Genomic DNA, 23,219 nt, shown 5'->3' on the forward strand with positions numbered 1-23,219 from the left:
TTGACCTTCCAGCAATCCTTACGACGGCAGCCGGAAGCGGGTCAGGCTGGCGTTGAGGTTCTGGGCCAGCGTCTGAAGCTGTTCGGCAGCGGCGCGGCCCTGGTTCACCGAGTCCTGTGATTCACGGGCCACGGCCGCGATCTGCTCCACCGCGCTGCCCATGTCCTCAATGCCCTGCACCTGTGCCTGCTGCGACGCGGCAATAGTCTCGGCGAGCTGCGCGGACTGCTGCGTCAGCGAACCGATCTCGCGCAGGCGTTCCCCGGCGGTTCCGGCCACGCGGTAGCCCTGTTCCACTTCGCGGGTTCCGTCTTCCACGCTCACGATCACGTCCTGAATCTCGGCCTGCACGTTCTTAATCAGCGTGGCGATGCGCGCCGTGGCTTGTCCGGAGGTGTCGGCCAGCTTGCGCACCTCGTCTGCCACGATGCTGAAGCGTCCGCCGGCTTCCCCGGCGCCTGCCGCCTCGATGCTGGCGTTCAGTGCCAGCAGGTTGGTCTGCCGGGCGATCTGCGAGATGGTGTCGACGATTTCCTGAATTTCCAGCGAGCGGTCGCCCAGGCCCTTGATGCGCTTGGCGACGCCCTGCACCTCGCGGCGGATGTTCTGCATGCCGTCCAGCGTGCCGGTCACGGCCTCCTGACCCTGCTGCGAGGCCAGCAGTGCTGCGCGCGCGGTCTCGGCGGAGTTCTGAGCCTGCTGCGCCACCTCGCGGATGGCTGCCGTGACGCTCTGCACCTGCGCGGCCACACGGGCGGCCTCGGCGGCGGTGAGCTGCGTACCCTGACCGATCTGTTCGGTGGTCGCCAGCAGGGCCTGCGATCCGCCCGTGACCGATGTGGAGGCGCGCTGCACGCCTCCCAGCACGTCCGCCAGCTCGGCGGTCATCAGGTTGATCGAGTCCACCACGTTCCCCAGCACGTCCTCGGTCACCGTGCCGCGCCGGGTCAGGTCACCGTCGGCGATGTCCATGGTCACGTCCAAGAATTCACCGATGTTGCTCTGCAGACGCGAGGCCTCCAGGCGTTCAAGCTCGGTTTTTTCCTGGTTGCTCTGCAGCTGCGCCGACGCTTCGTTGAACGCCCCGGCCACCAGCCCCAGCTCGTCCTGGGTATTGACCTGGACGGTCTGGCCAAATTCCCCCTGCGCCAGCGAACGCGCCGAGCGTGCCAGTTGGGTCAGCGGCGTGATGATGGCGCGGCTCACCGCAAGCAGCAGCAGCGCGGCCAGCACGGTCAGCAGGGCCACCCCCAGCAGCTCCAGCAGCTGGGCATTGCGCTGAGCCGCGAGCCGGTCGCCCAGCAGTCGGTTGATTTCCTGGCTGCCTAGGGTAATGGCAGCGGCAGTCTGTTCGGTGGCGCTCTGCAGGCTCTTGAGGCTGGCGCGCTGCCCGACGTTACGCAGCAGATCCGCGTTGGCTGCGGTGGCGATGGCCTGGCGCATCGGCTCCAGGTTGCGGATGGCCGCGCCCAGCGTGGGGGTCAGGCTCTCGTCCTGGGCCTCGGCGCGCTTGATCGAGCTGAACGCCTCGTCGAGGGCCACTCCGGCGCGCACGGCCAGGTCGCGGTACTGGGGCGCGATGATGTCCACCAGATCGGGCTGATCCTTGACCTGTTCCAGCGAGGTGGCCAGTGCGGTCAGTGCGGCCAGCCGCGCGCGCACCTCGGGCAAGCGGATCAGGGCTGCCTGAATGGCGTATGACGAGGTGGCTGTGGAGTCGAGGCGCAGATTGGACTCCTGAAGCAAGTTGCTCAGGCTGGGGAGCACCTGGTCATCGTAGAACTGCTTGTAGTTGGACGCCAGCAGCAGCCCAGCGGGCCCGAGATCGCTGGCCTGCAGTTGCTTCCACTGCTTGGTCATCTCGGCCACGGAGGCCTGAGTCGTGTTCAGCTTCGCGGCGCCCGTGCCCTGCGCCAGGGCCGCCAGCGCCTTCGTGGCTGCCTTCTGCGCGCTCGCTGCAGCGGCAGTGTCACCCTTGATCCGGGCGTCGACAAGGCTGGCCAGCCCCGTCTGAAAACGCTGATATTCGGCGATCTGGCTCGTGCCCGCCTGTTCCCGCTGAATGAAGTTGATGTCCTGTTCCCGGCCGCTGACCGCCAGGAACAGCAGCGCCGTAATGGGCAGAGCGAAGATGCCGGCGGTGAGGGCCAGCTTCTGGCCCACGCCGATGCGGCCCAGCAGGCTGCTGGAATTCGGGCGGGGGGCAGCAGCCGATTTGCGGCGCGTCGGCTTTGACTGGACGGTGTTCAGGAAGGGATCGAGACGGGCATTCTGGGACATGGGGTGGCTCCTTTGCCTGGACGAGTTGAAAGGCGGATCGGTGCTGGAGGATTCGGGACGGAACTGGAAAGTAGGCTCAGCCGGGCAGACGGAACCGCGCCAGGCTGCCGCTCAGGCGCTGGGCGAGTTGCTGCAGTTGCTCGGCCACCTCGCGGCCCGTTTCGGCAGATCGCTGCGATTCCTTGGCCACTTCGGCGATTTGGGTCACCGCGCCGCTCATGCCTTGCACTTCCCGCATCTGCTCACGCGCGGCGTCCGAGATGTTGCTGGCGAAGTGTGCGGTGACTCCGGCCAGTTCGGCAATCTCACGCAGGGCCTCACCGGCCTGTCCGGCCACGGCGTAGCCCTGCTCAACCTGCGCGCTGTTGACCCGCATGTTCTGCGCCACGCCCTGCACGTCGCCCTGGACCTTGGCGATCAGGTCCGCGATACGCGCGGTGGCGTCGGTAGACAGATCCGCCAGTTCACGAATTTCTTCGGCCACCACGGCGAACCGTTTGCCGGCCTCGCCCGCGCCCGCCGCCTCGATAGAGGCGTGCAAGGACAGCAGGTTGACCTGTGACGCGATGTGGCCGATCGAGTCCACGATTTCCCCGATCTGCTCCGAGCGCTGGGTCAGCGACTGCACCCGTTCGGCGACGTCCTGGGAGGACTCACGGATAGCTTCCATGCCTTTCAGGGTGCTGCTCACGGCCTGCTGCCCCGTTTCGGAAGCGCTCAGGGCACGCTGCGCCGAATCGGCGGAGGCTTGCGCAATGGCCGACATCTGCCGGATGGCCGCCGTCATCTCCTGCGCCTGCCGGGTCACGCGTCCGGTTTCCAGGGTGGTCACCAGGGTTCCCTGCCGGATCTGCTCGGTGGACTCCAGCATGGACTTCGAGCTGCCCGTCACCGACGTAGACGCGCGCTGCACGTCGCTCAACACGGCGGCCAGTTCCTCGGTCATCAAGTTGATCGAGTCGACCACGTTCCCCAGCACGTCCTCACTCACCCGGCCGCGCGCCGTCAGATCACCTTCGGCAATCTGCATGGTCACGTCCAGGAACTCGCCGACGTTGGCCTGGAGGTGCTGGGCAGCCTGACGCTCGGCCTCGGTCTGTTCCTGGTTGACCCTCAGTTTGGCCGTCGCCGCGTTGAAGGCCAGACCCACCACGCCCAGCTCGTCGCGGGTCGTGACCGGCACCGACACGCTCAGGTCGCCCTGTTCCAGCGCGCGGGCCGACTGGGCCAGGCGGGTCAGCGGGCGCGTAATGGCGCGGGCCACCGCCAGCAGCAGCAGTCCGGCCAGCACCGTGAGCAGCGCCACCGACAGCAGTTCCACGAACATGCCGCGACGCTCTGCGCTCAAGCGCGCCGCCAGCAGCCGCTTGACCTCGGTGTTGCCCACGCCGACGGCGGCTGAAATTTTGAGGGCCGCGCTCCGGAGGGTGCTGGAGTCCAGCCGTTCTGAGGCGAGAGTGATGTTGTCGCGCCCGGCCCCGTTGCTCAGCGTCTGGCGCACCTCGTCAAGGCCGGCCATCGCCTTGCCGAGGCTTTCCTTCAGGCTGGGGTCCTGTGCCTCGGCACGGGCCACAGCGCTGAATGCCGCGTCCAGGGCCACGCCAGCGCGGATCGCCTCGTCACGGTACTGGGGAAGCAACAGGTTGAACAGCGCGGGCATGTTCTGGATCTCGTTGATGGACTGGGCCAGCAGGGCAAGGGTGAACAGCCGTGCCTGCACTTCCGGCAAGTGCACCAGCGCACCCTGAATCGCGAAATATGACGAGGCCGTGGGGTCGAGGAGCAGGTTCGATTCCGTGAGCAGCGTTTCCAGCCCAGGCAGCATGGATTCACTGTTGAAGGTGTTGAACATCGAGACCGCAAAGGTACCCTGCGGTCCAGCCCCGGCTTCTTCCAGCAGCTTCCATTGCTGGATCACACCTTCAAATGTGGTTGAACTGATCTCTAGGCCACGCGCGGCCATGCCGCTCTGCAGGGTCTCCAGCGCCTGGTCGGCCGCCGTGCCTGCCGCCGCCATCTTGAGCTGATCGCCGGCTATCTTGGCCCCGATAAAGTCGGCCACCGAGGTCTGCAGCTTGCCGTAGGCCTCGATCTGCTGTGTGCCGCTCAGCTCGCGCTGCACGAAATTAATGTCCTGCTGCCTGCCGCTGGCGGTCAGGTACAGCAACACGGTGATCGGCAGCGCGAACAGACCCGCCGTGAGGGCCAGTTTCTGACCCACGCCGATCTGGCCCAGCAGGGTGCTGCGGGCAGTCTTGGAGGCGCGTTGCGGTTTGGATGGACTGCGGAGGCCCTTGGTGATCAGGCTGGGGTCCAGGCGGGCGTTTTGCGACATGAGAGAACTCCTTGAGCGGGGATGGGGCTGGACTTTTCGCGTGGGCGACGCGCAACAGACACGTCACGGGCGCGGAAGTGATTCTTGGATTTAGACCGACTGAAGGCGTCCGCCAACCGCCAGACTCAGGGCCGCCAGCCCCAGCAGCGACGCCGGGTGGTCTCCAAACTGCCCGTCTTGCAGCAGCGCCTGTCCCTCCTGGACCTCCGCATTCACGTTGCCGATCACGTCGTCAATGGGCAGCAGCAGGGTCTCCCCTGCCGCCTCGCACAGCAGCCCCAGCTGACTGCCGTCTGCCTGGGGCGTGGGTGCCTCCACCCCCAGCAGCGCGGACAGGTTGACCACCGGAATGGCGCGGCCCTGGGCCGGGGCCAGGCCCAGCAGACTGCCGCCAGTGGCAGGAAGCGGCGCAATGGTGCCGATTGGCACCACCTGACTCACCAGGCGGGTGGGCAGGGCCAGCGTTCGCGGGCCGCTGCGGAACAGCAGATAGGGTTGCAAGGACAGAGGCTGCGACATAAGGGTCAGACGTGCCGGGCGATCAGGCTCAGGAGCTGATCGGGGGTGTAAGGCTTGATCAGGTAGTCCACCGCTCCCTGTCGCAGGCCCCATTTCACGTCGGTCTCCGCACCCTTGCTGCTCACGAAGATCACCTTCATGCCCTCGGCGGCAGGCAGACGCTTCAGGGCGCGCAGGGTCTCGTAGCCGTTACGCTCGGGCATCACCACGTCCAGCAGCGCCAGCTGGGGCCGCTCGGCCTCGACCGCAGCCTCGGCCGCCTTGGAATCGGTTAGGGTCACGCAGCTGTGGATGGTGCCCTTCAGGGCGTCGGTCATGAAGCGGATATCGGAGGGGGAGTCGTCGACGATCAGAATTTTTGCCATGTGGTTACCTTCCTCTGGGTGCTGGTTTGTGCGGTCTGCGTGGGTGATCCCGATAAGGGGTCGATGAAGAGTGAACGATCAGAGAGGACCAAACCATTTGTGTTCCCACTGCACGTTTTGCCCATTGCTGGCAACGATATGCAGGGGCCCGACACAGAATTCTTACAGCGAGATGAGTTTGGAAACGCCGCCGATGACGAGATGACTTAGCTCACATCAGATGGGCGTTCGTTGCCGATATTCAGTTTTGTGGGGCGGTTATGCACTGGAAGATGCCGTGTCAGGTTTAAATCTCCCCAGACGTTCACAATTGACGCACACGTAAATTCCGGCCTATGCTGGGATCTGTCCGCTCCGTCCAACCTGTCGCAATCCCCCATCCCCGGAGGTTAAAAGTGGCCCTGAAAGACCTGTTCGACCTGAGTGGCAAGACTGCCCTGATTACCGGAGGCTCGCGCGGCCTGGGCCTGCAGATCGCCGAAGCATTGGGCGAGTACGGGGCCACGGTGGTGCTGACCGCCCGCAAGCAACACGAGCTTGACGAGGCCAGCGCCCATCTAAAAAGCATGGGCATCACGGCCCACGTTTACGCCAATGATCTGGGCGATTTCGCCAGTATCGACCCCACCGTCGAGAAAATCGTGGCCGAGGTGGGCAAGATTGACATCCTGGTGAACAATGCCGGGGCCACCTGGGGTGCGCCCACCGCCGAACACCCGCTGGACGCGTGGCTGAAGGTGATGAACGTCAACCTCAACGGCACCTTCCTGATCACCCAGAGTGTCCTGAACCGCTGCATGCTGCCGAACGGGGGCGGGCGCATTGTCAACGTGGCCAGCGTCGCCGGGCTGCAGGGCAATGATCCGCGCATGGCCGCCACGCTGGCGTACAACACCTCCAAAGGCGGGCTGGTGAACTTCACCCGCGCGCTGGCCGCCGAGATGGCCGACAAGGGCGTAACCGTCAACAGCATCTGCCCCGGCTACTTTCCCACCAAGATGACCCGGGGTACGCTGGCCTACGGCGAACAGGCCATCCTGGAGTCCACCCCCATGCACCGGCTGGGCGGCGATCAGGATCTCAAGGGCCTCGCCCTGCTGCTCTCCAGCGATGCCAGCGCCTTCATGACCGGCCAGAACATCGCGGTGGACGGTGGGGCCTGTATCGTATGACGGAGGCAGAACGCGGCCTGGACAGCCCCGAGGCCAGGATGCTCATTGCACGCGGGCTGGAGGGCAGCGCCTACACCCGCCAGATGGGCACGCGCCTGAGGCACTTCGAGGCGGGCCGGGTGGAGATCGAAATCGATCTGCGCCCCGAACTGACCCAGCACCACGGTCAGGCGCACGGCGCGGTGCTGGGCTATCTGGCCGACACCGTCAGCGCCTGGGCAGCGGCCAGTGTGGCCGGCGACGTGGTGACGGCGGAGTACAAGATCAACTTTTTGGCGGCGGCGCGCGGCGACGTCCTGTGGGCCAGGGGCGAGGTTCTGAAGGCGGGCAAGCGGCAGGTGATCGTGCGGGCCGACGTCTATGCCCATTCGCAGGGCATGGAGACCCACGTCGCCACCGCCCTTGCCACCGTCGCGCCCGTGGGCCGGGAGGCTTGATGCGCCCCGAAGAACTCAGTTCAAGAATCGGGCAGGAGGTGGCCCTCTCGGAATGGGTGGTGGTAGATCAGGCACGCATCGACGCCTTTGCAGACGCCACCGGGGACCACCAGTTCATCCACGTCGACCCGCAGCAGGCCGCCGCCGGGCCATTTGGCACCACCATTGCCCACGGCTTCCTGACGCTGTCGCTGCTGGCCGGGGAGTTCATGAGCCGCGGCGGCGCTGTCGACATTGAGGGCGTGCAGATGACGGTCAACTACGGCCTGAACCGCGTGCGCTTCGTCTCACCCGTGAAAGCTGGTAGCCGTCTGCGCAACCGCGCCGTGCTGCAGTCCGCCGATCACGGTGCGGGCTTCATACAGATCACGGTGTTGAACACGATTGAAATTGAGGGCGAGCAGCGGCCAGCGGCGACAGCGGAGAGTGTCTTCCGGGTTTATTTGTGAACCAGCCGCCTCCGACCCGCGGGACCACCGTCTACCTGCTGGAACGCGATGGTGTCCTGTTGGGGCGGATGCCACTGCGGGAAGTTGAGATGTTCGCCGTTCACTGCGACTTCGAGCCGACGCCCGCCTTCGAACCGTACCGCGCCCTGTTCGACGAGGACGCGGCCCTGGCCACCCGTTTGGCCGACGATGACTCGCCTGAACTGCTGGAGCAGGCGGAGGCCACCCTGGACCGCATTCTGGCGCTCAATCTGCTGATCCGGCGTGAGGGCGGCGGTGTTCACCGTGAGGCCATGATCAGCGTGGAGGGCGACCGGGCCAGCTTTCGCCCACTGCACATCGAGGAGGAACCCCAATGACCGTATTTGACGTGACCGACCGCTCCCGTGACCTGCGTCAGCGCCTGCTGGCCTTCATGGACGAGCACATCTACCCCAACGACGCCGAGGCTGCCCGACAGGTGAACGAGGGTGACCGCTGGCAACACCTCCCGCTGATCGACGAGCTGAAGCCCAAAGCGCGCGAGGCCGGGCTGTGGAATCTGTTCCTGCCCCCGGCCAGCGACCCGGACGGCACCTTTGGACCTGGCCTGAGCAATTTGGAATACGCCCCGCTGTGCGAGATCATGGGCCAGGTGTGGTGGGCCCCGGAAGTGTTCAACTGCGCCGCCCCCGACACCGGAAACATGGAGGTTCTGGCCCGCTACGGCACGCCCGAGCAGCAGGAACAGTGGCTCTTTCCGCTGCTGAATGGCGAGATCCGCAGCGCCTTTTCGATGACCGAGCCGGACGTGGCCTCCAGCGACGCCACCAACATCGAGTCCAGTATCAGGCGAGACGGCGAGGACTACGTCATCAACGGTGAGAAGTGGTGGACCTCGGGGGCGGGCGATCCCCGCTGCGCGGTCAGCATCTTCATGGGAAAGACCGATCCGAATGCCGAGCGCCACCTGCAGCAGAGCATGATCCTCATTCCCATGGACGCGCCGGGTGTGACCAGGGAGCGCATGCTGACCGTCTTCGGCTACGACGACGCGCCGCACGGTCACGCGCAGATGACCTTCAAGGACGTGCGCGTGCCTGCCTCCGCGTTGCTGCTGGGCGAGGGACGGGGCTTCGAGATCGCGCAGGGGCGCCTGGGTCCGGGCCGCATCCACCACTGCATGCGGCTGATCGGACAGGCCGAGCGGGCGCTGGAACTGATGGTGGCCCGGGCCTCGTCTCGCGTCGCCTTTGGCAAACCGTTGTCGGCGCACCAGCATGTGCGCGAACTGATCGCGCAGAGTCGCATGGAAATTGATCAAGCGCGCCTGCTGACCATGAACGCGGCGCACATGATGGACACCGTGGGCAACAAGGAGGCGCGTGGACAGATCGCGGCCATCAAGGTGGTGGCCCCGAACATGGCACTGGCCGTGATTGACCGCGCCATTCAGGTTTTCGGCGGCGCGGGCGTCAGTCAGGACACCCCGCTGGCGATGATGTACGCCCAGGCCCGCACCCTGCGCCTGGCCGACGGCCCGGACATCGTGCACATCGGCACCGTGGCCAAGGAAGAATTGCGCCGTCAGGGCGAGGCAGCCCGCGGGCGCGACAACGTGTTCTCGCCTTCCAGCTGAGCGGGCTGATCAAGGAGTCAACGTCAATGGAACTGAAGAACAAGACTGTCGTTATTACGGGCGCCGCCTCGGGGATCGGGCTGGCCCTCGCCACCCGCTTCGTGCACGAGGGGGCAACTGTCATCGCCTCGGACCGCAATGCGGAGGTTGGAGCGCAGAAGGCCCAGGAGATCGGCGCACGGTTCGTGGCCGCCGATGTGGGCCAGGAAGCTGATGTCAAGGCATTGATTGACGACGTGCTGGGCAAGGAAGGCCAGATTGACCTGTTCTGTTCCAACGCCGGTATCGCCGTTGGTGAGGGACCGGAAACACCGGACAGGGTATGGGACCTGATTCACCGCGTTAACGTGATGTCCCATGTCTGGGCCGCCCGTCACCTGCTGCCACACATGCTTGAGCGTGGCGAGGGCTACTTGCTCAACACCGCGTCAGCAGCGGGCCTGTTGACTGAGCTGCATTCTGCGCCCTACGCCGTGACCAAACACGCCGCACTGGCCTTTGCGGAGTGGCTGGCCGTCACCTACGGGGACCGGGGCATCAAGGTGGCGTGTCTGTGCCCGGAGGGCGTGTGGACGCCCATGATCCAGAACGCGCCCATCCTGCAGCAGACGGCGGTCACCACCGACGTGCTGGTGGAAGAAACCCTGAAGGTGCTTCACGCCGATGGTTTCCTGATCACCACCCACGACACCACCTTGAAGTCCTTCCAGAACAAGGCGGGCAACTACGGCGAGTGGATCAGCAAGATGCGCCACCTGCGCAAGAAGGCGATGGCGCTGCTGGAGGGGGGGAACACGTTCAAGGACGGAGAAGCGCCGCGCACCGAGGGTCATCCTTGAGTCGCCCGGAGACCTCAGCGGTGCGTTCCGGCGAGGAGTTGCCACTGGAGACCTTGCGTGAGGTCCTGCGTGGCCGGGTGGAGGGGGACCTGAACGCGCTGGAGGTGACACAGTTTCCCGGCGGCTTCTCAAACCTCACCTACCTGCTTCAGATGGGCGAGAGCGAGTACGTGCTGCGCAGGGCCCCCCTGGGCCCAGTGGCGAAGGGAGCGCATGACATGGCCCGCGAGTATCACCTGCTGGAAAAGATTCATCCGGTGCTGAGCGTCGCCCCGCAGCCGCTGTTTCTGGTAGAGGACCCACAGATCCTGGGTTCCCCCTTTTATCTGATGGAACGGCGGCGCGGTCTGGTGGTACGCACGACGATTCCAGCCGAGTACCGCTCCCTGCCGGACGCACCCCGCCAGATGTCCGAAGCGGTGGCCGACACGCTGGCCGCCCTGCACGCCGTGGACATCGATGCAGCTGGTCTACGGTCCATCGGCAGGCCCGAGGGTTTCAATGCCCGGCAGGTAGGCGGTTGGGCTGGACGCTGGCGGCGCGCGCGGGACCTCTTGAAGGACAGCGGCGATCTTCCGCCGCCTGCTGAACTGCGTGATGAGCTGGTGATCGCGTGGCTCGAAGCCCACACACCTGAAGAATCCGCCCACACCCTGGTTCACAACGATCTGAAATTGGACAATCTGATGCTGGACCCCGCCGATCCATCGCATGTGGTGGCCTTGCTGGACTGGGAAATGACCACCGTGGGTGATCCACTGGTGGACCTGGGCCTCACGCTGACGTACTGGACCATGCCCGAACAGCCGGGACGTGGGATAAATGAGATCGGGGCAAACTTCCCAGGCTTCCTGAACCGCGAGGAGTTCATCGCCCGCTACGCCCAGCGGTCTGCTCGTCATGTGACGAGCGACTCAGTACGCTGGTACGAGGTGCTGGGCCATTTCAAGCTGGCGGTGATCGTGATTCAGATTTTCGCTCGCTACCGCGCGGGACAGACCAGCGACCCGCGTTTCGCGCCTCTGGCCGCGCAGGCCGAGTGGCTAATTCTAGAGGCATGGCGGAGAATCTCTGCAGAGGCGATGGGCGATGGTGGCGAGGTGCACCCCACCGATGAGTGAGTTGATCCTGGTCCGCCACGGTCAGGCCACGCCGTTTGAACAGGATACGGACCGCCTCTCTGAACTGGGCGAGCAGCAGGCGCGGGCGGTGGGGCTGGCGCTGAGCACTGAGGGGTTCACCCCGACGCACGTCATGCACGGTCCGCTTGTCCGGCAACACCGTACGGCACAGATCGCTGCCGATGCGGCTCATTTTGTGGACGCGGACGCTCCCCCGCCCTGGCCCGATGCCGTTGAAGACACTCGGCTGGCCGAGTACGACGGCGATGGGCTGCTCCGCGAACTCGCGCCGCGGCTGGCCGCTCAGGACGACGCCTTTGCCGCCACTGCCCGGCAGTTTCACGAGCGTCGGCATGCGCCGGATCGCAACCGCTCCTTTCAACCCCTGCTGGAGCAGCTGGCGGGAGCGTGGCAGGAGGGCCGGGTGGGCCACGCGGAAGTCGAGGCCTGGGCCACCTTCCGCCAGCGGGTCCACGCGGCACTGGGAGATGTGCTGCGCCTGCCCTCCGGCTCCTCTGTGGTTGTCTTTACCAGCGGCGGCGTGATCGGCCTGATGGTGGCGCTGACGCTGGACGCCCCGGACGCGGCGGCCCTGCGACTCAACTGGCGGGTCCGCAACGGAAGCCTGACCCGCTTCACGTTCGGGGGTGGACGCCTGAGCCTGGACTCCTTCAACGAGGTGGCCCACCTGCCACCCGAACTGCGAAGCTGGCGGTAGCGCTCTAGTTGAGCAGTCGCATAAAGGCAGTAAAGGTGCCCAGCGCGTGCGGGTGCGCCTGAAAAAGCACTTCAGGATGCCACTGAACCCCGATTACACCGTCTCCCTCCAGCGCCTCAACGACGCCATCGGGGGCTAGAGCGGTGACCTGCAACGTCGGCGCCACTTCATCAATGGCCTGATGATGTGAGGAGTTGACCAACGCGCGGTCGCCGTGGGTCCCTCCCAGCAAACTGCCCGGCGTGAACGTCACCTCGTGGCCCAGCGTACTGGCATGAACACGCTGGGCATGGTCGGCCCAGGCCCACTGCACGTCAGGCAAGTGCTGATGCAGCGTGCCCCCCTCCAGCACGTTGATCATCTGAACGCCCCGGCAGATGCCCAGCACGGGTTTGCCCAATGCACGGGCGGCGCGGTACAGCTCGGTTTCGAAGGCATCGCGGGCCTCGTCCACCTCGCCCAGGCCACGCCGGGGGTGCTGGCCGAAGTGGCGTGGATGCACGTCCACGCCACCGGTGAGCACGACCGCGTCCACCTGCGCAGCGTAGTCGGCGGCCAGATCAGGCAGGTTGGGCAGTAGGGTGGGAAGCCCCCCCACCTGCTCCACTGCTTCGGAATAACGCCGCGACAAACCGTGATGGGTGCGAGGCGCGGTGTCGGCAAGGTGTGAGGAGGTTAGACCGATCAGCGGACGTGCAGGCATGGCCCAAGGATAGAGCCTGGGCTTGGAGACTGGAATGCAGATCGGGCTGTAACTTCCTGGAGCATTTCTCCTCTTTGCAGACACACATCCTGTACCGGTGAAAAGCTGAGGCCCTGCAGAGCAGAGAGCGGCGACGGACTCACCTCACACTGGATTTAGAATTTACCCCTGAATTCTTTAGCTAAAGTCCATCTGGAACGCAATTTTGACCTGCATCACCATTGAAATCTGACGCCCCCTCTTATAGTCCGGCAACCGTGGTAGGTGGGTGCGCGCTAAGGGTGGACTTTTCCGCTGGCGGCGCATAGGCCACCGGCACCTGAACGGTCCGCACCGCTCACTCATCGCAGCTCACACCCTGGGGGGGAACCATACCGTGCCACCATCTCTTCAACCTAATCGCCCCTTATGGGACACCATGCCTGCACTTCTGGTGCTGGCGCATCTGCGCTGGGACTTTGTTTTTCAACGTCCTCAGCATCTGCTAACCCGAGCAGCCCGTGACCGCACCGTTTATTACATCGAAGAACCCATTTTCGGTGAGCACGACAGTCACTTAGAGCGTCGGCGTGAGGGCAACGTCATTGTTTGCACGCCCCGAATCCGGGCGGGACTGTCGCCGGACGAGTCTCAGGGAAAAACTGCGCAGATGTTAACTGAGCTGGTGAGAGCCGAGGGTCTGATCGAATACGATCTCTGGGTCTACACCCCCATGGAGCTGCCTGTGACGGTAGGCCTCAGTCCGCGCGTCACGGTTTACGACTGCATGGATGAACTGGCTAATTTCAAGGGTGCCCCCCCTGAATTGCGGCAGCGTGAGGCACAGCTGTTTGACCGTGCGGGAGTGGTCTTCACTGGTGGTCAACGCCTATACGAGGCCAAGTCCGAACGTCATCCCAACGTGCATCCTTTCCCATCCAGCGTGGAGGTCTGCCATTTCGCACAGGCACGCAACGGTCTGGCAGATCCTGCGGATCAGGCAGGAATGGCGCGGCCCCGCCTGGGGTTTTACGGCGTCATCGATGAACGGTTTGACACCGAGCTGATCGCTGAGGTGGCCCGCCGCCGTCCTGAATGGCAGTTCGTTCTGATCGGCCCAGTAGTCAAAATCGATCCTGTTGATCTGCCCCAAGCAGCCAATCTCCACTACCTGGGTATGAAAGGCTACGCGGACCTGCCCGCCTATCTGGCCCACTGGGATGTAGCGCTCTTGCCTTTTGCACGCAATGATGCCACCGAGTTCATCAGTCCCACCAAGACTCCCGAGTATCTGGCAGCAGGTGTTCCGGTCGTCTCAACAGGCATCTGCGACGTGGTCCGCCCTTATGGACAGTTGGAACTGGCCCGGATTGCGGACACTCCTGAAGAGTTTGAGGCGGCCTGCCAAGCAGCGCTGGACGAGCGTGGCACGGAAGCAGGCCAGCATCGCCAGACCAGAGCTGACCAATACCTGAACGGGCTGTCCTGGGACCTGACATGGTCGGAGATGGCCCAATTGATCGAAGAAGCGGCGGCTCCAGCTACCCTGCACACGCGCACCTCCAGCCATGCGGCCCTGTTGACAGGTTCAGATGACTGAGTCTTCAATCCGAAAGAATGAACGTACAGGCGGGTCAGCCTCCAAGTTCGACTATCTGATCGTGGGAGCAGGCTTTGCCGGCAGTGTGCTGGCCGAGCGGCTGGCGAGCGTAGGGCGGCGAGTGCTCATCGTGGATCGCCGCCCACATATCGGCGGTAACGCCTATGACCGCTACGACGATGCCGGCATTCTGATTCACCCCTATGGCCCCCACATCTTCCACACCAATAGTGCCGAGGTCTTTGCCTATCTCTCGCGCTTTACCGAGTGGCGCCCGTACCAACACCGTGTTCTGGCGAGTGTGGACGGCCAAGAACTGCCGATTCCCATCAATCTTGACACCGTCAACCGGCTGTATGGGTTGAACCTGACGGCATTTCAGGTCGAGGAGTTCTTTGCCTCGGTGGCCGAGCCCGTCGAGAAGGTGCGCACCAGCGAAGACGTCGTGGTGGGCAAGGTGGGGCGCGATCTATATAACAAGTTCTTCCGGGGGTATACCCGTAAGCAGTGGGGACTGGACCCCAGTGAACTGGACGCCAGCGTCACCGCACGCGTGCCCACCCGCACCAATCGGGATGATCGCTACTTCGCCGATACCTATCAGGCCATGCCCCTCCACGGATATACCCGCATGTTTGAAGCGATGCTGGCCCACCCCAACATCAAGGTCATGCTCAACACCGATTACCGCGAGATTCTGCATCTGATCCCTCATGACCACCTGATTTACACCGGTCCGGTAGATGCCTTTTTCGAATATCAGTATGGCAGGCTGCCCTACCGTAGCCTGGAATTCCGACACGAGACGCACGATATGCCGCAGTTCCAGCCTGTGGGCACCGTCAACTTTCCCAACGACTACGCCTACACCCGTATCAGCGAGTTCAAACACATCACCGGCCAGCGCCATGAGCGCACCAGCGTGGTATACGAGTACCCTCAGGCGGAGGGCGATCCGTACTACCCGGTACCGCGCCCCGAGAACGCCGAGTTGTACAAGAAATATGAAGCGCTTGCGCAGGCACAGCCCGACGTAACCTTTGTGGGCCGCCTGGCCACCTACCGATATTACAACATGGACCAAGTGGTTGCTCAGGCTCTGACCACCTTCAAAAAGTTGCAGGATCAGCCCGTAAAGGAAGGGGAACCGCTACAGGTCTAGGGCCTGGGTACGATTAAAGGACGAGGGGTGCGAAGACTGTAAATGTCTTCGCACCCTCGCCCCTGAAATAAGCGAGCAACGCTCAGATCAGCGCAAGTCACTTCTCAACAGGTCGACCATCGCCTTGACGGCGCGCTCCTGCATGGCTCTCAGACCGTCAGCAGATTCTTTCTGCGCGGCGCGGACAGCGGTATAGTCACGCGCCTCTGGCCCGGTCAGGCGCACCACATTGCTCTGGACCGTGAAGTGCGTCTCGGGCAGGCTGCCCAGATGGCGCTCGGCGTCCTTGTGTCGCGCGCTCAGGAAGGCCTGCAGCAGACCGCCCTTTGCGCTGCGTTCCATCAGTTCGCGTTGCAGAGCACGGTCCTTGATGCCCTGAATGGCGTCCCAGGCAGCGTCGCCCAGCAGTTGCGCGGCGTTGACCGGCTGCGCGTACTCGGCGGCCGTGACCTCCTGCCCGTTCTCGGTGCGCCGCCAGAGGCGCAGGAACAGGCCGCGCTCGGAGGTCCAGAGGGTCTCGAAGTCACGCGCGTCCTCAATCAGCACGCGCAGTTGTGCCGCGCTCTTGATCGGCGTCCGGTATCCTTCACCCAGCACGCTCCAGTCACTCAGACCGTCGGCATTCGGGGCGCTGAGGCTGGCGTAACTGCGGGCAAGATGTTCAGCGTCCTCACCTGCACGCCCCACCAGGGTCTTGCCCGCAAAGAATTGAAGCTCACCCGCGTCCGTCAGGACAGCACGGTGATCCAAATGGTGCAGGCCATAGCCCCAGCGGTCCAGCGCTTCCCGCAACAGGGCGGTCAGCCGGGCGTCGGCGGTGGCCGGGTCCGCGACGATCCCGGCGACATCGGCGTCAATCTGGGCTGTGGTCAGCAGCCGCTGAAATCCAGTAACGTCGCCGGATGCCGTCTGGCTGGTTTTTCCCTCAGGCATGGCCACATCGGGCGCTGGGGAAGCCCCCTCCTTGCGGCGGCCCCCAGATTGGCGATTGACGGATTGGCGGCTAGATGTTTCGCTCATATCATAATGATAGTGCATTTTGGCTGTGCTGTCTGTGCCTTGATCGCTGGCAGCTCATGCTCTGGACTCCGTCTGGCTGGGCGTCAGGAGCCTGACTGCCACCTCGTCGTGACCTCATCAGGCCATCTTCGCAGGCAGCCACTCCGGGCGGGCGCTCAGGGGGGAGGGCCGATCCACGCGGCTGTGCACTGGCAGGGTGCGTTCCGCTGCAGCGGCGTCCAGCACTGTTTGCATCACGTCCAGCACATGGTAGGCCAGCTCGCCACTGGCGCGGTGGGGAACCCCGAGAGCCACCGCCTCCAGCATGTCAGCCAGGCCGATGCCGCGCGCATTGTCCTGAAAGGGACGGCTCAGCTCGATGGTCTCCCAGTGATCCTCGCCTGCCCCGCGCACCCGCAATGGTCCCCCGAAGGTGTTGGGATCGGGCAGGCTGAGCGTGCCCGCCGTGCCGTAAATCTCGATGCGCGGCAGCTCGCTGGCCTGCACGTCGAAGCTGGCGATAAAGGTAGCCACCGGTCCGTTCGCTGGCGCGTTGGTCTCCTGTCCTTCAAAGGTCAGCTGGGCGGTCACGTGGGTGGGAGTCTGTACGGGCACACGATGGCCCTGCCTGACCCCGCTGCCGATCATGCGCTCGGTCTGGGCACTGACAGCGCTTCCCCCCACCTGCGTCACGCTACCCAGCAGGTTGACCAGCGCCGTTAGGTAGTACGGGCCCATGTCGAACAGCGGCCCCGCGCCAGGCTGGTAGAAAAATTCGGGGTCCGGATGCCAGCTCTCCGGTCCGCTCCCCAGCATGAAGGCGGTGGCGGCCACCGGACGGCCAATGCGGCCTGCGTCCAGCAGCTCGCGGGCGGTTTGCAGGCCCGCGCCCAGAAAAGTATCGGGGGCACAGCCCACCCGCAGGCCCTGCGTCCGCGCCGCCTCCAGAATGGCCTGTCCATCCTCGCGCGTGATCGCCAGTGGTTTCTCACTGTAAACGTGCTTGCCGGCGTTCAGGGCCGCCAGCGACATGGCCGCGTGTGCGCCAGGGGGTGTCAGGTTGACCACGGCCCCAATCTCGGGGTCTGAGAGCAGTTCATCGAGACCAAGAGCTCGGCTGCCGTGGACGCTGGCCTGGGCCTGGGCACGGGCTGGGTCCAGATCGGTGATGCCGGCCACCCGGAACAGCCCCAGTTCATGGGCGATCTTCAGGTAAGCGCTGCTGATGTTGCCGCTGCCGATAATGCCGATGCTGTGGGTCATGTGTGGAAACCTCTGGGGAGAAAAGCGGGGAATGGAGCATCGAGGCATGCTGGACCGTAGAGTGTGGGCGGGAGGACGGCAGAGTGTCCCCTGGCTCTCCCCGCTCCCGCTGCCCGATTCTAACGACAACGCCTGCACTCCCATCAGAGAGGTTTGCCATGACCCAGCCTGTTTCCGTCGGCCTGCAACTGTATACCCTGCGCGAGCAACTGGCCCAGGATTTTCTCGGAACCTTGGACGCAGTGGCGGCCAGCGGGATCACCGAAGTCGAGCTGGCCGGCGAATACGGCGGTATGGACGGCCCCAGCCTGCGCGCGGCCCTGGGCGAACGAGGGCTGCGGGCCACCGCAGCCCACATCGGCGGGGACGCGTGGACCGGCAACACTGAAGAGCAGATCGCCTTCCTGCAAGGTGCCCAAGTGACGCGCGCGGTGTATCCCTGGTTCAAGGGCGAGGGGGCGCAGTGGACGGCGCTGGCCGATCAGCTTGAGGGGCTGGCGCAGAGGCTGGCCGCCGAGGGAATCAGCCTCAGCTACCACAACCATGACCATGAGCTGAGCGGCAGCGTGGACGGCCAGACCATCCTCGACCTGCTGCTGGAGCGCGCCCCCAGCCTGGGCCTGGAACTGGACACCGCCTGGGTCTATGCGGGCGGGAAAGATCCGGTCGACTATCTACGCCGTTACGCGGACCGTACGCCGCTGGTCCACCTGAAGGACCTGCGCCGGGAGGCTGGAGGCTGGCGAACCGTGGAACTGGGCGCGGGCGAGGTGCCGCTCACGGCCATCCTGAACGCCGTTCCAGCTGGCGCGTCGGTGTTCTACGAGCAGGATCAGGCCAACGGCCTGGACAGTCTCCGGACCAGCCTGACCTATCTGGCCACGCTGAGTTAAACGAACCCCTACTCCAGCGCGCCCTGTCCGGTCAGGTGGCGGCCCACGATCAGGGTGTGGATGTCGTGGGTGCCCTCGTAGGTATCCACGGTTTCCAGATTCAACATGTGACGGATCACCGGGTACTCGGTGGTAATGCCATTGCCGCCCAGCATCTCGCGGGCCAGGCGCGCCCCGGACAGGGCCACCCGCACATTGTTGCGCTTGGCGTAGCTGACCTGCGCGAAGTTCATGCGCCCCGCATCCTTGAGGGTGCCCAGTCGCCAAGCCAGCAACAGCCCGGTGCTGTGGTCCGTCGCCATGCGGACCAGCTTGTCCTGCACCAGTTGCCGTGAGGCGATGGGCTTGCCGAAGGTGGTGCGGTCTACCGTGTAGTCCAGCGCCGTCTGCAACACCGCTTCCAGCGCCCCCATCGCACCCCAGGCAATGCCGAAACGGGCACTGGTCAGGCATGACAGTGGGCTTTTAAGGCCTTGGCTGCCAGGCAGCAGATTGTCGGCAGGAATACGGCAGTCCTCCAGCACGATCTCGCCCGTCACGCTGGCGCGCAGACTCATCTTGCGCTTGATCGCCGGGGCCTTGAAGCCAGGGCTGTCGGTGGGCACGATGAAGCCCCGGATCACTCCTTCCTCATCCTTGGCCCAGACCACGGCCACGTCGGCTTCAGGACTGTTGGTAATCCACATCTTGTTGCCGTTCAGGACGTACTCGTCTCCGTCCTTGCGGGCACGCGTCCGCATCGCGCCGGGGTCCGAGCCGCCGTCGGGTTCGGTCAGGCCGAAGCAGCCGATCAGCTCCCCGGAAGCCAGACCCGGCAGCCATCGGCGCTTCTGTTCGTCGCTGCCGAAGGTCAGGATCGGGTACATCACCAGGCTGCCCTGGACGCTGGCCGCGCTGCGCAGACCGCTGTCCACCCGCTCCAGCTCGTACATCATCGCGCCGTAGGCGCTGTAGGTCACGCCCGCACCGCCGTACTCCTCCGGCGTGGTCGGCCCCAGCAGGCCCATCCCGCCAAAGCCGCGCATGACGTCCCGTACCGGCAGGTTGCCCTCATCCCACCACGCGGCGATCTGCGGCAGGAGTTCGGCGTCGCAGTACGCCCGCACACTCTCGCGCACCAGCCGCTCGTCGGGGGTCAGAAGTTCGTGGACAGCAAATTCGTCAATCATGAAAAACCTCAGTGGCAGAACGCGGAATCGGACGTGGGATCCGCGCATTCTGTCACAGGGGGGCCAGCACGAGCGTACGCCAGCCGATCATGTCATGGTCTGGTTGCGCTCCCTGAGCTGGCCACAGGGCCGGAGGGTGGCAGGCTGATCCTGCAGGCCCTTGGCCGCTTCACGCGCTCCCCCGCACGGCGGCGCGGTAACGTTCCATCTTGCGCGCCAGCGTGGAAAAATCAGGGTCAATCTCGAGGCGAAAGCCGTCCCAGTAGCCGTCCCGGTCCGGATCGAAGAACCGGGGGGACGGCGAGGACGGGGCCAGGGCCGCCGTTTTCACGGCGCGGCGGGTGCGCACGCGAAGGGTTTCCAGATCGCCCTCCTGCAACTCCTGGGCGGCAATGGGCGGCAGAACAGTCAGGGCCACCGGCTGCCCGTAGCGCAGCTTGGGCGTGAAGGGATGTTCCCAGATGCGGTGCGTGCCGCTGAGCGCGACGGGCAGGATCGCAGCGCCCACACGCCGCGCCACCTCGAACACGCCGCGCTGGAAATCGGCCTGAATGCCCACCACGGTGCCCTGGGGGAACACCACCAGGCTCTCACCGCCGCCCAGGATGGCCTCGGCCCCCCGCCACAGATCGCGGAAGCCGCCCAACGGGTGTTCGGGGTTAATCGGGAGGTGCCCCAGGCGGGTGATTGCCGGTCCCACCGCTGGCCAGCCGAAGATCTCTCGCCGGGCCACGAAACGCATCGGCAACGGCAGTTGCAGCAGGCACAACACGTCGGCGATGCCCTCGTGCAATGGCGCGATCAGATAGGGGCCAGCGCCGATATGCCGCAGACCACGCACTTCCAACTGCACGCCCAGATGACCCAGCACCTGACTGCTGAAGCGCCGCTGGAATGCAGAGCGCGCCTGAGCGTCCAGAGCCTCGGGCAGGCGCCCGGCCCGCCGCAGCGCACTCCAGATCAATGGGCGACCCAGCACACCAAATTTCAGCTGCGCAGCGTGGCCCTGAGGAGCGAAGTGCAACTGAACCGGTTCGTCGGGAGGTGGCGTGGGCGGCGGAATCAAGGGCTCCTCGGGATGTGGGGGTCAGTCGATATGGTGAGATCAGGGCCAACCCAATCCCTGCCCTGTTCTAAACGACGGATTGACGAGAAACGGGGCGGGGCAGCCAGACGATTCATTGTGCTTCGCTCCCTTCTCCATCTGGCAAAGCGCCGGGCCTCAACGTTGGCCAATGTCTGGAGGAAAGAAGAGCGTTCCTGAAGACTTCTCCCAGACAGTGGGGCAGCGTACCGACCTTGCGCGTCACTTTGTTCAGATTGCACCACATGACCCAGCAATCCTCCGCCGATGCCGCCCTATACACCACCAGCGCTTCCGCCCACGGGGGACGCGCCGGACATGTCGACAGCGAGGACGGCCAGTTGAACGTCCGCCTGGCTGTACCGACCGAACTGGGCGGTGACGGCGGTGCAGGCAGCACCCCCGAGCAACTGTTCGCCGCCGCGCTGGCCGCCAGTTTCGAGAGCGCGATGGGCGCTGTCGCCCGCGCCGAGAACTATCCCGAATTTGGAGTGATGGGGGTGCGCGCCACCACAGCCCTGCTGAAAAATGGCGACGCGCATGACCTGACGGCGGTGCTGGACATCACCCTGCCAGGATTGACGCGGGACCGTGCGGAGCATCTGGTAGACCAGGGGCAGCATATCTGTGCTTTCAGCCGGGCCCTGAAGGGAAAGATCGATTACCGCCTGCACGACGCCTGACCACAGCCCCATGGACTCTCAACCACGCGCCCGGCCCACCACGGCGTAAAGGGGGTCTCCGGTCAGGCTGCCCCGCGCTGAGCGAGGACTGCGGTCCAGGGCGACGATATCGGTCCAGTTCCCTGCCTGCTCCAGGTAATGCTGGACCAGTTGCAGGTGACCTGCGTCGTCCAGCGTATGCCAGACCGCCACCGCCTTGGTGGGAAAGCAGCGGTTGGAGAAACTGATTACCACCGGGCCGCCGGGCGCCAACACCCGCCCCAGATCGCGCAGGACCGTCACCGGATCGGTCAAGTAGTCAATGGACACCGTGATGCCCGCTGCCTCGTAGCTGTGGTTGGCGAACGGGAGTTGGGGCGCCGTGTTCAAGTTCTGTACGACGTACGAGGTCAGGCGCGGGTTGTGCTCCAGCTCGGCGCGGTTCAGACCTAGACCTACTACCTCCCGGTACTCCACTTCGGGCGGCAGGTGGCTGACCCAGCTGGACATCAGGTCAAGGATACGTCCGCCTGCAGGGAAGTATTCGCGGTATAGCCCGGTGACCGCCGCGATGGCCCCGGCATCAATGTGCGTCACAAAACGTGGCTGGCGGTAGAACTGCTCGTCCGGCGTCTCGTCGGCACGGCGGAAGGCGGCACTGGGCAGCGGTGTATCACGGTTCATGGCGGGCAGTCTCCGTCAGGTGGCGCGGCAGCGCTGTGGGATGGGCTGCGTTGCCGGAAGCGCAGGTTGCGCCTAAGCCCCACAGCACTCGGCCGCCAGAGAACGGCCTTAATGAAAGCGGTCGATGACCTGGACCCCAGTGCCGCTGAACGAGTCCATCTGGGTCAGCGCGGCCACTGATTCCTCCAGCGTCAGCCGTGCGCCAATCAGGCGATCCGGACGCAGCAGTCTGCTCTCGATCATGCCCAGCATCTCCGGGTAGGCGTGTGCGGCCATCCCATGGCTGCCGTAGATCGTCAGTTCCCTGGCGATCACCGCGTCCATCGGCAGACGCGGACGCCCCTGATCAGCCAGGAGCAGGCCCACCTGCACATGCCGCCCCTGGGTCCGCAGGCACAGGATGGAGTCAGCACAGGTCTGGGCATGCCCCAGCGCATCCAGCGAGACGTGTGCGCCGCCACCCGTGACCTCGCGAATGGCAGCCACCACGTCCACCTCCCGGCTGTTGAGGCTGACCTCTGCCCCCAGTTCTGCTGCCCGCCGCAGCTTGTCCGCTCCGATGTCTACCGCGATCACCCGTGCGCCCAGTGCGCGGGCAATCATCACCGCCGACAGGCCCACTCCGCCGCAGCCGTGGACGGCCAACCATTCACCGCCCCGCACCCGGCCCTGCTGAACCACCGCGCGGAAGGACGTGGCGAAGCGGCAGCCCAGGCTGGCTGCCGTCACGAAATCCAGACCATCTGGCAGACGCACCAGATTGCCCTCGGCGTAACGCAGGGCAACATATTGGGCGAACGATCCCCAGGCCGTGAAGCCCGGCTGGAACTGGTCCCGGCACACCTGTTGGTGCCCGGCCTGACACTGCGGGCAGCGCCCACAGCCCGACACGAAAGGCAACGTCACCCGGTCGCCCTCGCGCCAGCGGGTGACGTCCCTGCCGACGGCCACCACGGTACCGGCAATCTCATGACCGGGGACGTGTGGCAGGGCGATATCGGGGTCATGTCCCATCCAGCCGTGCCAGTCGCTACGGCACACGCCGGAAGCCTCCACCCGCAGCACCACGCCGTCCGCCTCTGGAGCGGGGTCCGGCACAGTCCGCACTTCGGGGCGTATTCCAAATTGCTCATAGACGACGGCTTTCATGGAGGAGAGTTTTGCATGG

The 23,219-nt window shown here is 64.9% G+C and carries 23 protein-coding genes; 12 read left to right on the forward strand and 11 right to left on the reverse strand.

Translation table 11 applies throughout. The annotated features are described in order from the left end of the window. Nucleotides 1-18: 18 nt before the first annotated feature. From HNQ08_RS09825 to HNQ08_RS09840, 4 genes are all read right to left on the reverse strand, one after another. Nucleotides 19-2,280 (reverse strand): methyl-accepting chemotaxis protein, encoded by a 2,262-nt coding sequence (locus tag HNQ08_RS09825; RefSeq protein WP_184130827.1) that lies wholly within the window; start codon nucleotides 2,278-2,280, stop codon nucleotides 19-21. 76 nt (nucleotides 2,281-2,356) lie between these two features. Next, on the reverse strand, nucleotides 2,357-4,615 hold the full coding sequence (locus HNQ08_RS09830; RefSeq protein WP_184130831.1) for a methyl-accepting chemotaxis protein: 2,259 nt from the start codon (nucleotides 4,613-4,615) through the stop codon (nucleotides 2,357-2,359). A gap of 90 nt (nucleotides 4,616-4,705) precedes the next feature. Beyond that, nucleotides 4,706-5,116 carry a chemotaxis protein CheW gene (locus HNQ08_RS09835; RefSeq protein WP_229789851.1) on the reverse strand — a complete coding sequence of 137 codons (411 nt, stop codon included), beginning with the start codon at nucleotides 5,114-5,116 and terminating at the stop codon, nucleotides 4,706-4,708. Between the two features lie 23 nt (nucleotides 5,117-5,139). Beyond that, nucleotides 5,140-5,499 (reverse strand): response regulator, encoded by a 360-nt coding sequence (locus HNQ08_RS09840; RefSeq protein ID WP_184130837.1) that lies wholly within the window; start codon nucleotides 5,497-5,499, stop codon nucleotides 5,140-5,142. A 395-nt stretch (nucleotides 5,500-5,894) separates the two neighbouring features. Here HNQ08_RS09840 and HNQ08_RS09845 point away from each other — a divergent pair, with 395 nt between their 5' ends. Genes HNQ08_RS09845 through HNQ08_RS09880 form a run of 8 tightly spaced genes read left to right on the forward strand, consistent with a single transcriptional unit; the run spans nucleotide 5,895 to nucleotide 11,853 of the window. Continuing rightward, nucleotides 5,895-6,671: an SDR family oxidoreductase gene (locus HNQ08_RS09845; RefSeq protein WP_184130840.1), complete on the forward strand. Its 777-nt coding sequence runs from the start codon at nucleotides 5,895-5,897 to the stop codon at nucleotides 6,669-6,671. Further along, nucleotides 6,668-7,108 (forward strand): PaaI family thioesterase, encoded by a 441-nt coding sequence (locus HNQ08_RS09850; RefSeq protein WP_229789849.1) that lies wholly within the window; start codon nucleotides 6,668-6,670, stop codon nucleotides 7,106-7,108. The genes HNQ08_RS09845 and HNQ08_RS09850 overlap by 4 nt, the downstream gene beginning before the upstream one ends. Next, the gene (locus HNQ08_RS09855) at nucleotides 7,108-7,557 is read left to right on the forward strand and encodes a MaoC family dehydratase (protein ID WP_184130843.1); all 450 of its coding nucleotides are present in this window, start codon (nucleotides 7,108-7,110) and stop codon (nucleotides 7,555-7,557) included. The genes HNQ08_RS09850 and HNQ08_RS09855 overlap by 1 nt, the downstream gene beginning before the upstream one ends. Further along, a complete protein-coding gene (locus HNQ08_RS09860) occupies nucleotides 7,554-7,916 on the forward strand; it encodes a hypothetical protein (RefSeq protein ID WP_229789847.1) in 363 nt (120 codons plus the stop codon). The genes HNQ08_RS09855 and HNQ08_RS09860 overlap by 4 nt, the downstream gene beginning before the upstream one ends. Next, the gene (locus HNQ08_RS09865) at nucleotides 7,913-9,175 is read left to right on the forward strand and encodes an acyl-CoA dehydrogenase family protein (protein WP_184130846.1); all 1,263 of its coding nucleotides are present in this window, start codon (nucleotides 7,913-7,915) and stop codon (nucleotides 9,173-9,175) included. Before HNQ08_RS09860 ends, HNQ08_RS09865 begins: the two co-directional genes overlap by 4 nt. A gap of 26 nt (nucleotides 9,176-9,201) precedes the next feature. Further along, on the forward strand, nucleotides 9,202-10,014 hold the full coding sequence (locus HNQ08_RS09870) for an SDR family oxidoreductase (RefSeq protein ID WP_184130849.1): 813 nt from the start codon (nucleotides 9,202-9,204) through the stop codon (nucleotides 10,012-10,014). After that, a complete protein-coding gene (locus HNQ08_RS09875; RefSeq protein WP_184130852.1) occupies nucleotides 10,011-11,135 on the forward strand; it encodes a phosphotransferase family protein in 1,125 nt (374 codons plus the stop codon). Before HNQ08_RS09870 ends, HNQ08_RS09875 begins: the two co-directional genes overlap by 4 nt. Further along, nucleotides 11,128-11,853 carry a histidine phosphatase family protein gene (locus HNQ08_RS09880; RefSeq protein WP_184130855.1) on the forward strand — a complete coding sequence of 242 codons (726 nt, stop codon included), beginning with the start codon at nucleotides 11,128-11,130 and terminating at the stop codon, nucleotides 11,851-11,853. Before HNQ08_RS09875 ends, HNQ08_RS09880 begins: the two co-directional genes overlap by 8 nt. A 4-nt stretch (nucleotides 11,854-11,857) precedes the next feature. Here the strand turns inward: HNQ08_RS09880 and HNQ08_RS09885 are convergent, their stop codons facing one another. After that, nucleotides 11,858-12,556, reverse strand: coding sequence for a gamma-glutamyl-gamma-aminobutyrate hydrolase family protein (locus tag HNQ08_RS09885; protein WP_184130858.1), 699 nt, complete (start codon nucleotides 12,554-12,556; stop codon nucleotides 11,858-11,860). A gap of 418 nt (nucleotides 12,557-12,974) precedes the next feature. Between HNQ08_RS09885 and HNQ08_RS09890 the strand changes: the two genes are divergently transcribed. Both HNQ08_RS09890 and glf read left to right on the forward strand, forming a co-directional pair. Continuing rightward, on the forward strand, nucleotides 12,975-14,135 hold the full coding sequence (locus HNQ08_RS09890; RefSeq protein WP_184130861.1) for a glycosyltransferase family 1 protein: 1,161 nt from the start codon (nucleotides 12,975-12,977) through the stop codon (nucleotides 14,133-14,135). After that, nucleotides 14,128-15,297 carry a UDP-galactopyranose mutase gene (glf, locus tag HNQ08_RS09895; protein ID WP_184130864.1) on the forward strand — a complete coding sequence of 390 codons (1,170 nt, stop codon included), beginning with the start codon at nucleotides 14,128-14,130 and terminating at the stop codon, nucleotides 15,295-15,297. The genes HNQ08_RS09890 and glf overlap by 8 nt, the downstream gene beginning before the upstream one ends. An 87-nt stretch (nucleotides 15,298-15,384) precedes the next feature. Here glf and HNQ08_RS09900 read toward each other — a convergent pair whose 3' ends face one another. Both HNQ08_RS09900 and HNQ08_RS09905 read right to left on the reverse strand, forming a co-directional pair. Further along, a complete protein-coding gene (locus tag HNQ08_RS09900) occupies nucleotides 15,385-16,317 on the reverse strand; it encodes a DNA repair protein (RefSeq protein WP_184130866.1) in 933 nt (310 codons plus the stop codon). A 117-nt stretch (nucleotides 16,318-16,434) separates the two neighbouring features. Then, nucleotides 16,435-17,559, reverse strand: coding sequence for a Gfo/Idh/MocA family protein (locus tag HNQ08_RS09905; protein ID WP_184130870.1), 1,125 nt, complete (start codon nucleotides 17,557-17,559; stop codon nucleotides 16,435-16,437). 158 nt (nucleotides 17,560-17,717) lie between these two features. Between HNQ08_RS09905 and HNQ08_RS09910 the strand changes: the two genes are divergently transcribed. Continuing rightward, nucleotides 17,718-18,452 (forward strand): sugar phosphate isomerase/epimerase family protein, encoded by a 735-nt coding sequence (locus HNQ08_RS09910; protein ID WP_184130873.1) that lies wholly within the window; start codon nucleotides 17,718-17,720, stop codon nucleotides 18,450-18,452. A gap of 8 nt (nucleotides 18,453-18,460) precedes the next feature. Here the strand turns inward: HNQ08_RS09910 and HNQ08_RS09915 are convergent, their stop codons facing one another. Both HNQ08_RS09915 and HNQ08_RS09920 read right to left on the reverse strand, forming a co-directional pair. Next, nucleotides 18,461-19,621, reverse strand: a complete 1,161-nt coding sequence (locus HNQ08_RS09915) for an acyl-CoA dehydrogenase family protein (protein ID WP_184130877.1) — start codon at nucleotides 19,619-19,621, stop codon at nucleotides 18,461-18,463. 169 nt (nucleotides 19,622-19,790) lie between these two features. Then, nucleotides 19,791-20,687, reverse strand: coding sequence for a lysophospholipid acyltransferase family protein (locus tag HNQ08_RS09920; protein ID WP_229789845.1), 897 nt, complete (start codon nucleotides 20,685-20,687; stop codon nucleotides 19,791-19,793). 263 nt (nucleotides 20,688-20,950) lie between these two features. Between HNQ08_RS09920 and HNQ08_RS09925 the strand changes: the two genes are divergently transcribed. Further along, nucleotides 20,951-21,388: an Ohr family peroxiredoxin gene (locus HNQ08_RS09925; protein ID WP_184130881.1), complete on the forward strand. Its 438-nt coding sequence runs from the start codon at nucleotides 20,951-20,953 to the stop codon at nucleotides 21,386-21,388. Between the two features lie 18 nt (nucleotides 21,389-21,406). Here HNQ08_RS09925 and HNQ08_RS09930 read toward each other — a convergent pair whose 3' ends face one another. Both HNQ08_RS09930 and HNQ08_RS09935 read right to left on the reverse strand, forming a co-directional pair. Beyond that, nucleotides 21,407-22,051, reverse strand: a complete 645-nt coding sequence (locus HNQ08_RS09930) for a methyltransferase domain-containing protein (protein ID WP_184130884.1) — start codon at nucleotides 22,049-22,051, stop codon at nucleotides 21,407-21,409. A 108-nt stretch (nucleotides 22,052-22,159) separates the two neighbouring features. After that, the gene (locus HNQ08_RS09935; RefSeq protein WP_184130887.1) at nucleotides 22,160-23,200 is read right to left on the reverse strand and encodes a zinc-dependent alcohol dehydrogenase family protein; all 1,041 of its coding nucleotides are present in this window, start codon (nucleotides 23,198-23,200) and stop codon (nucleotides 22,160-22,162) included. Nucleotides 23,201-23,219: the final 19 nt, after the last annotated feature.

This window comes from Deinococcus humi (genome assembly GCF_014201875.1).
GTDB lineage: Bacteria > Deinococcota > Deinococci > Deinococcales > Deinococcaceae > Deinococcus > Deinococcus humi.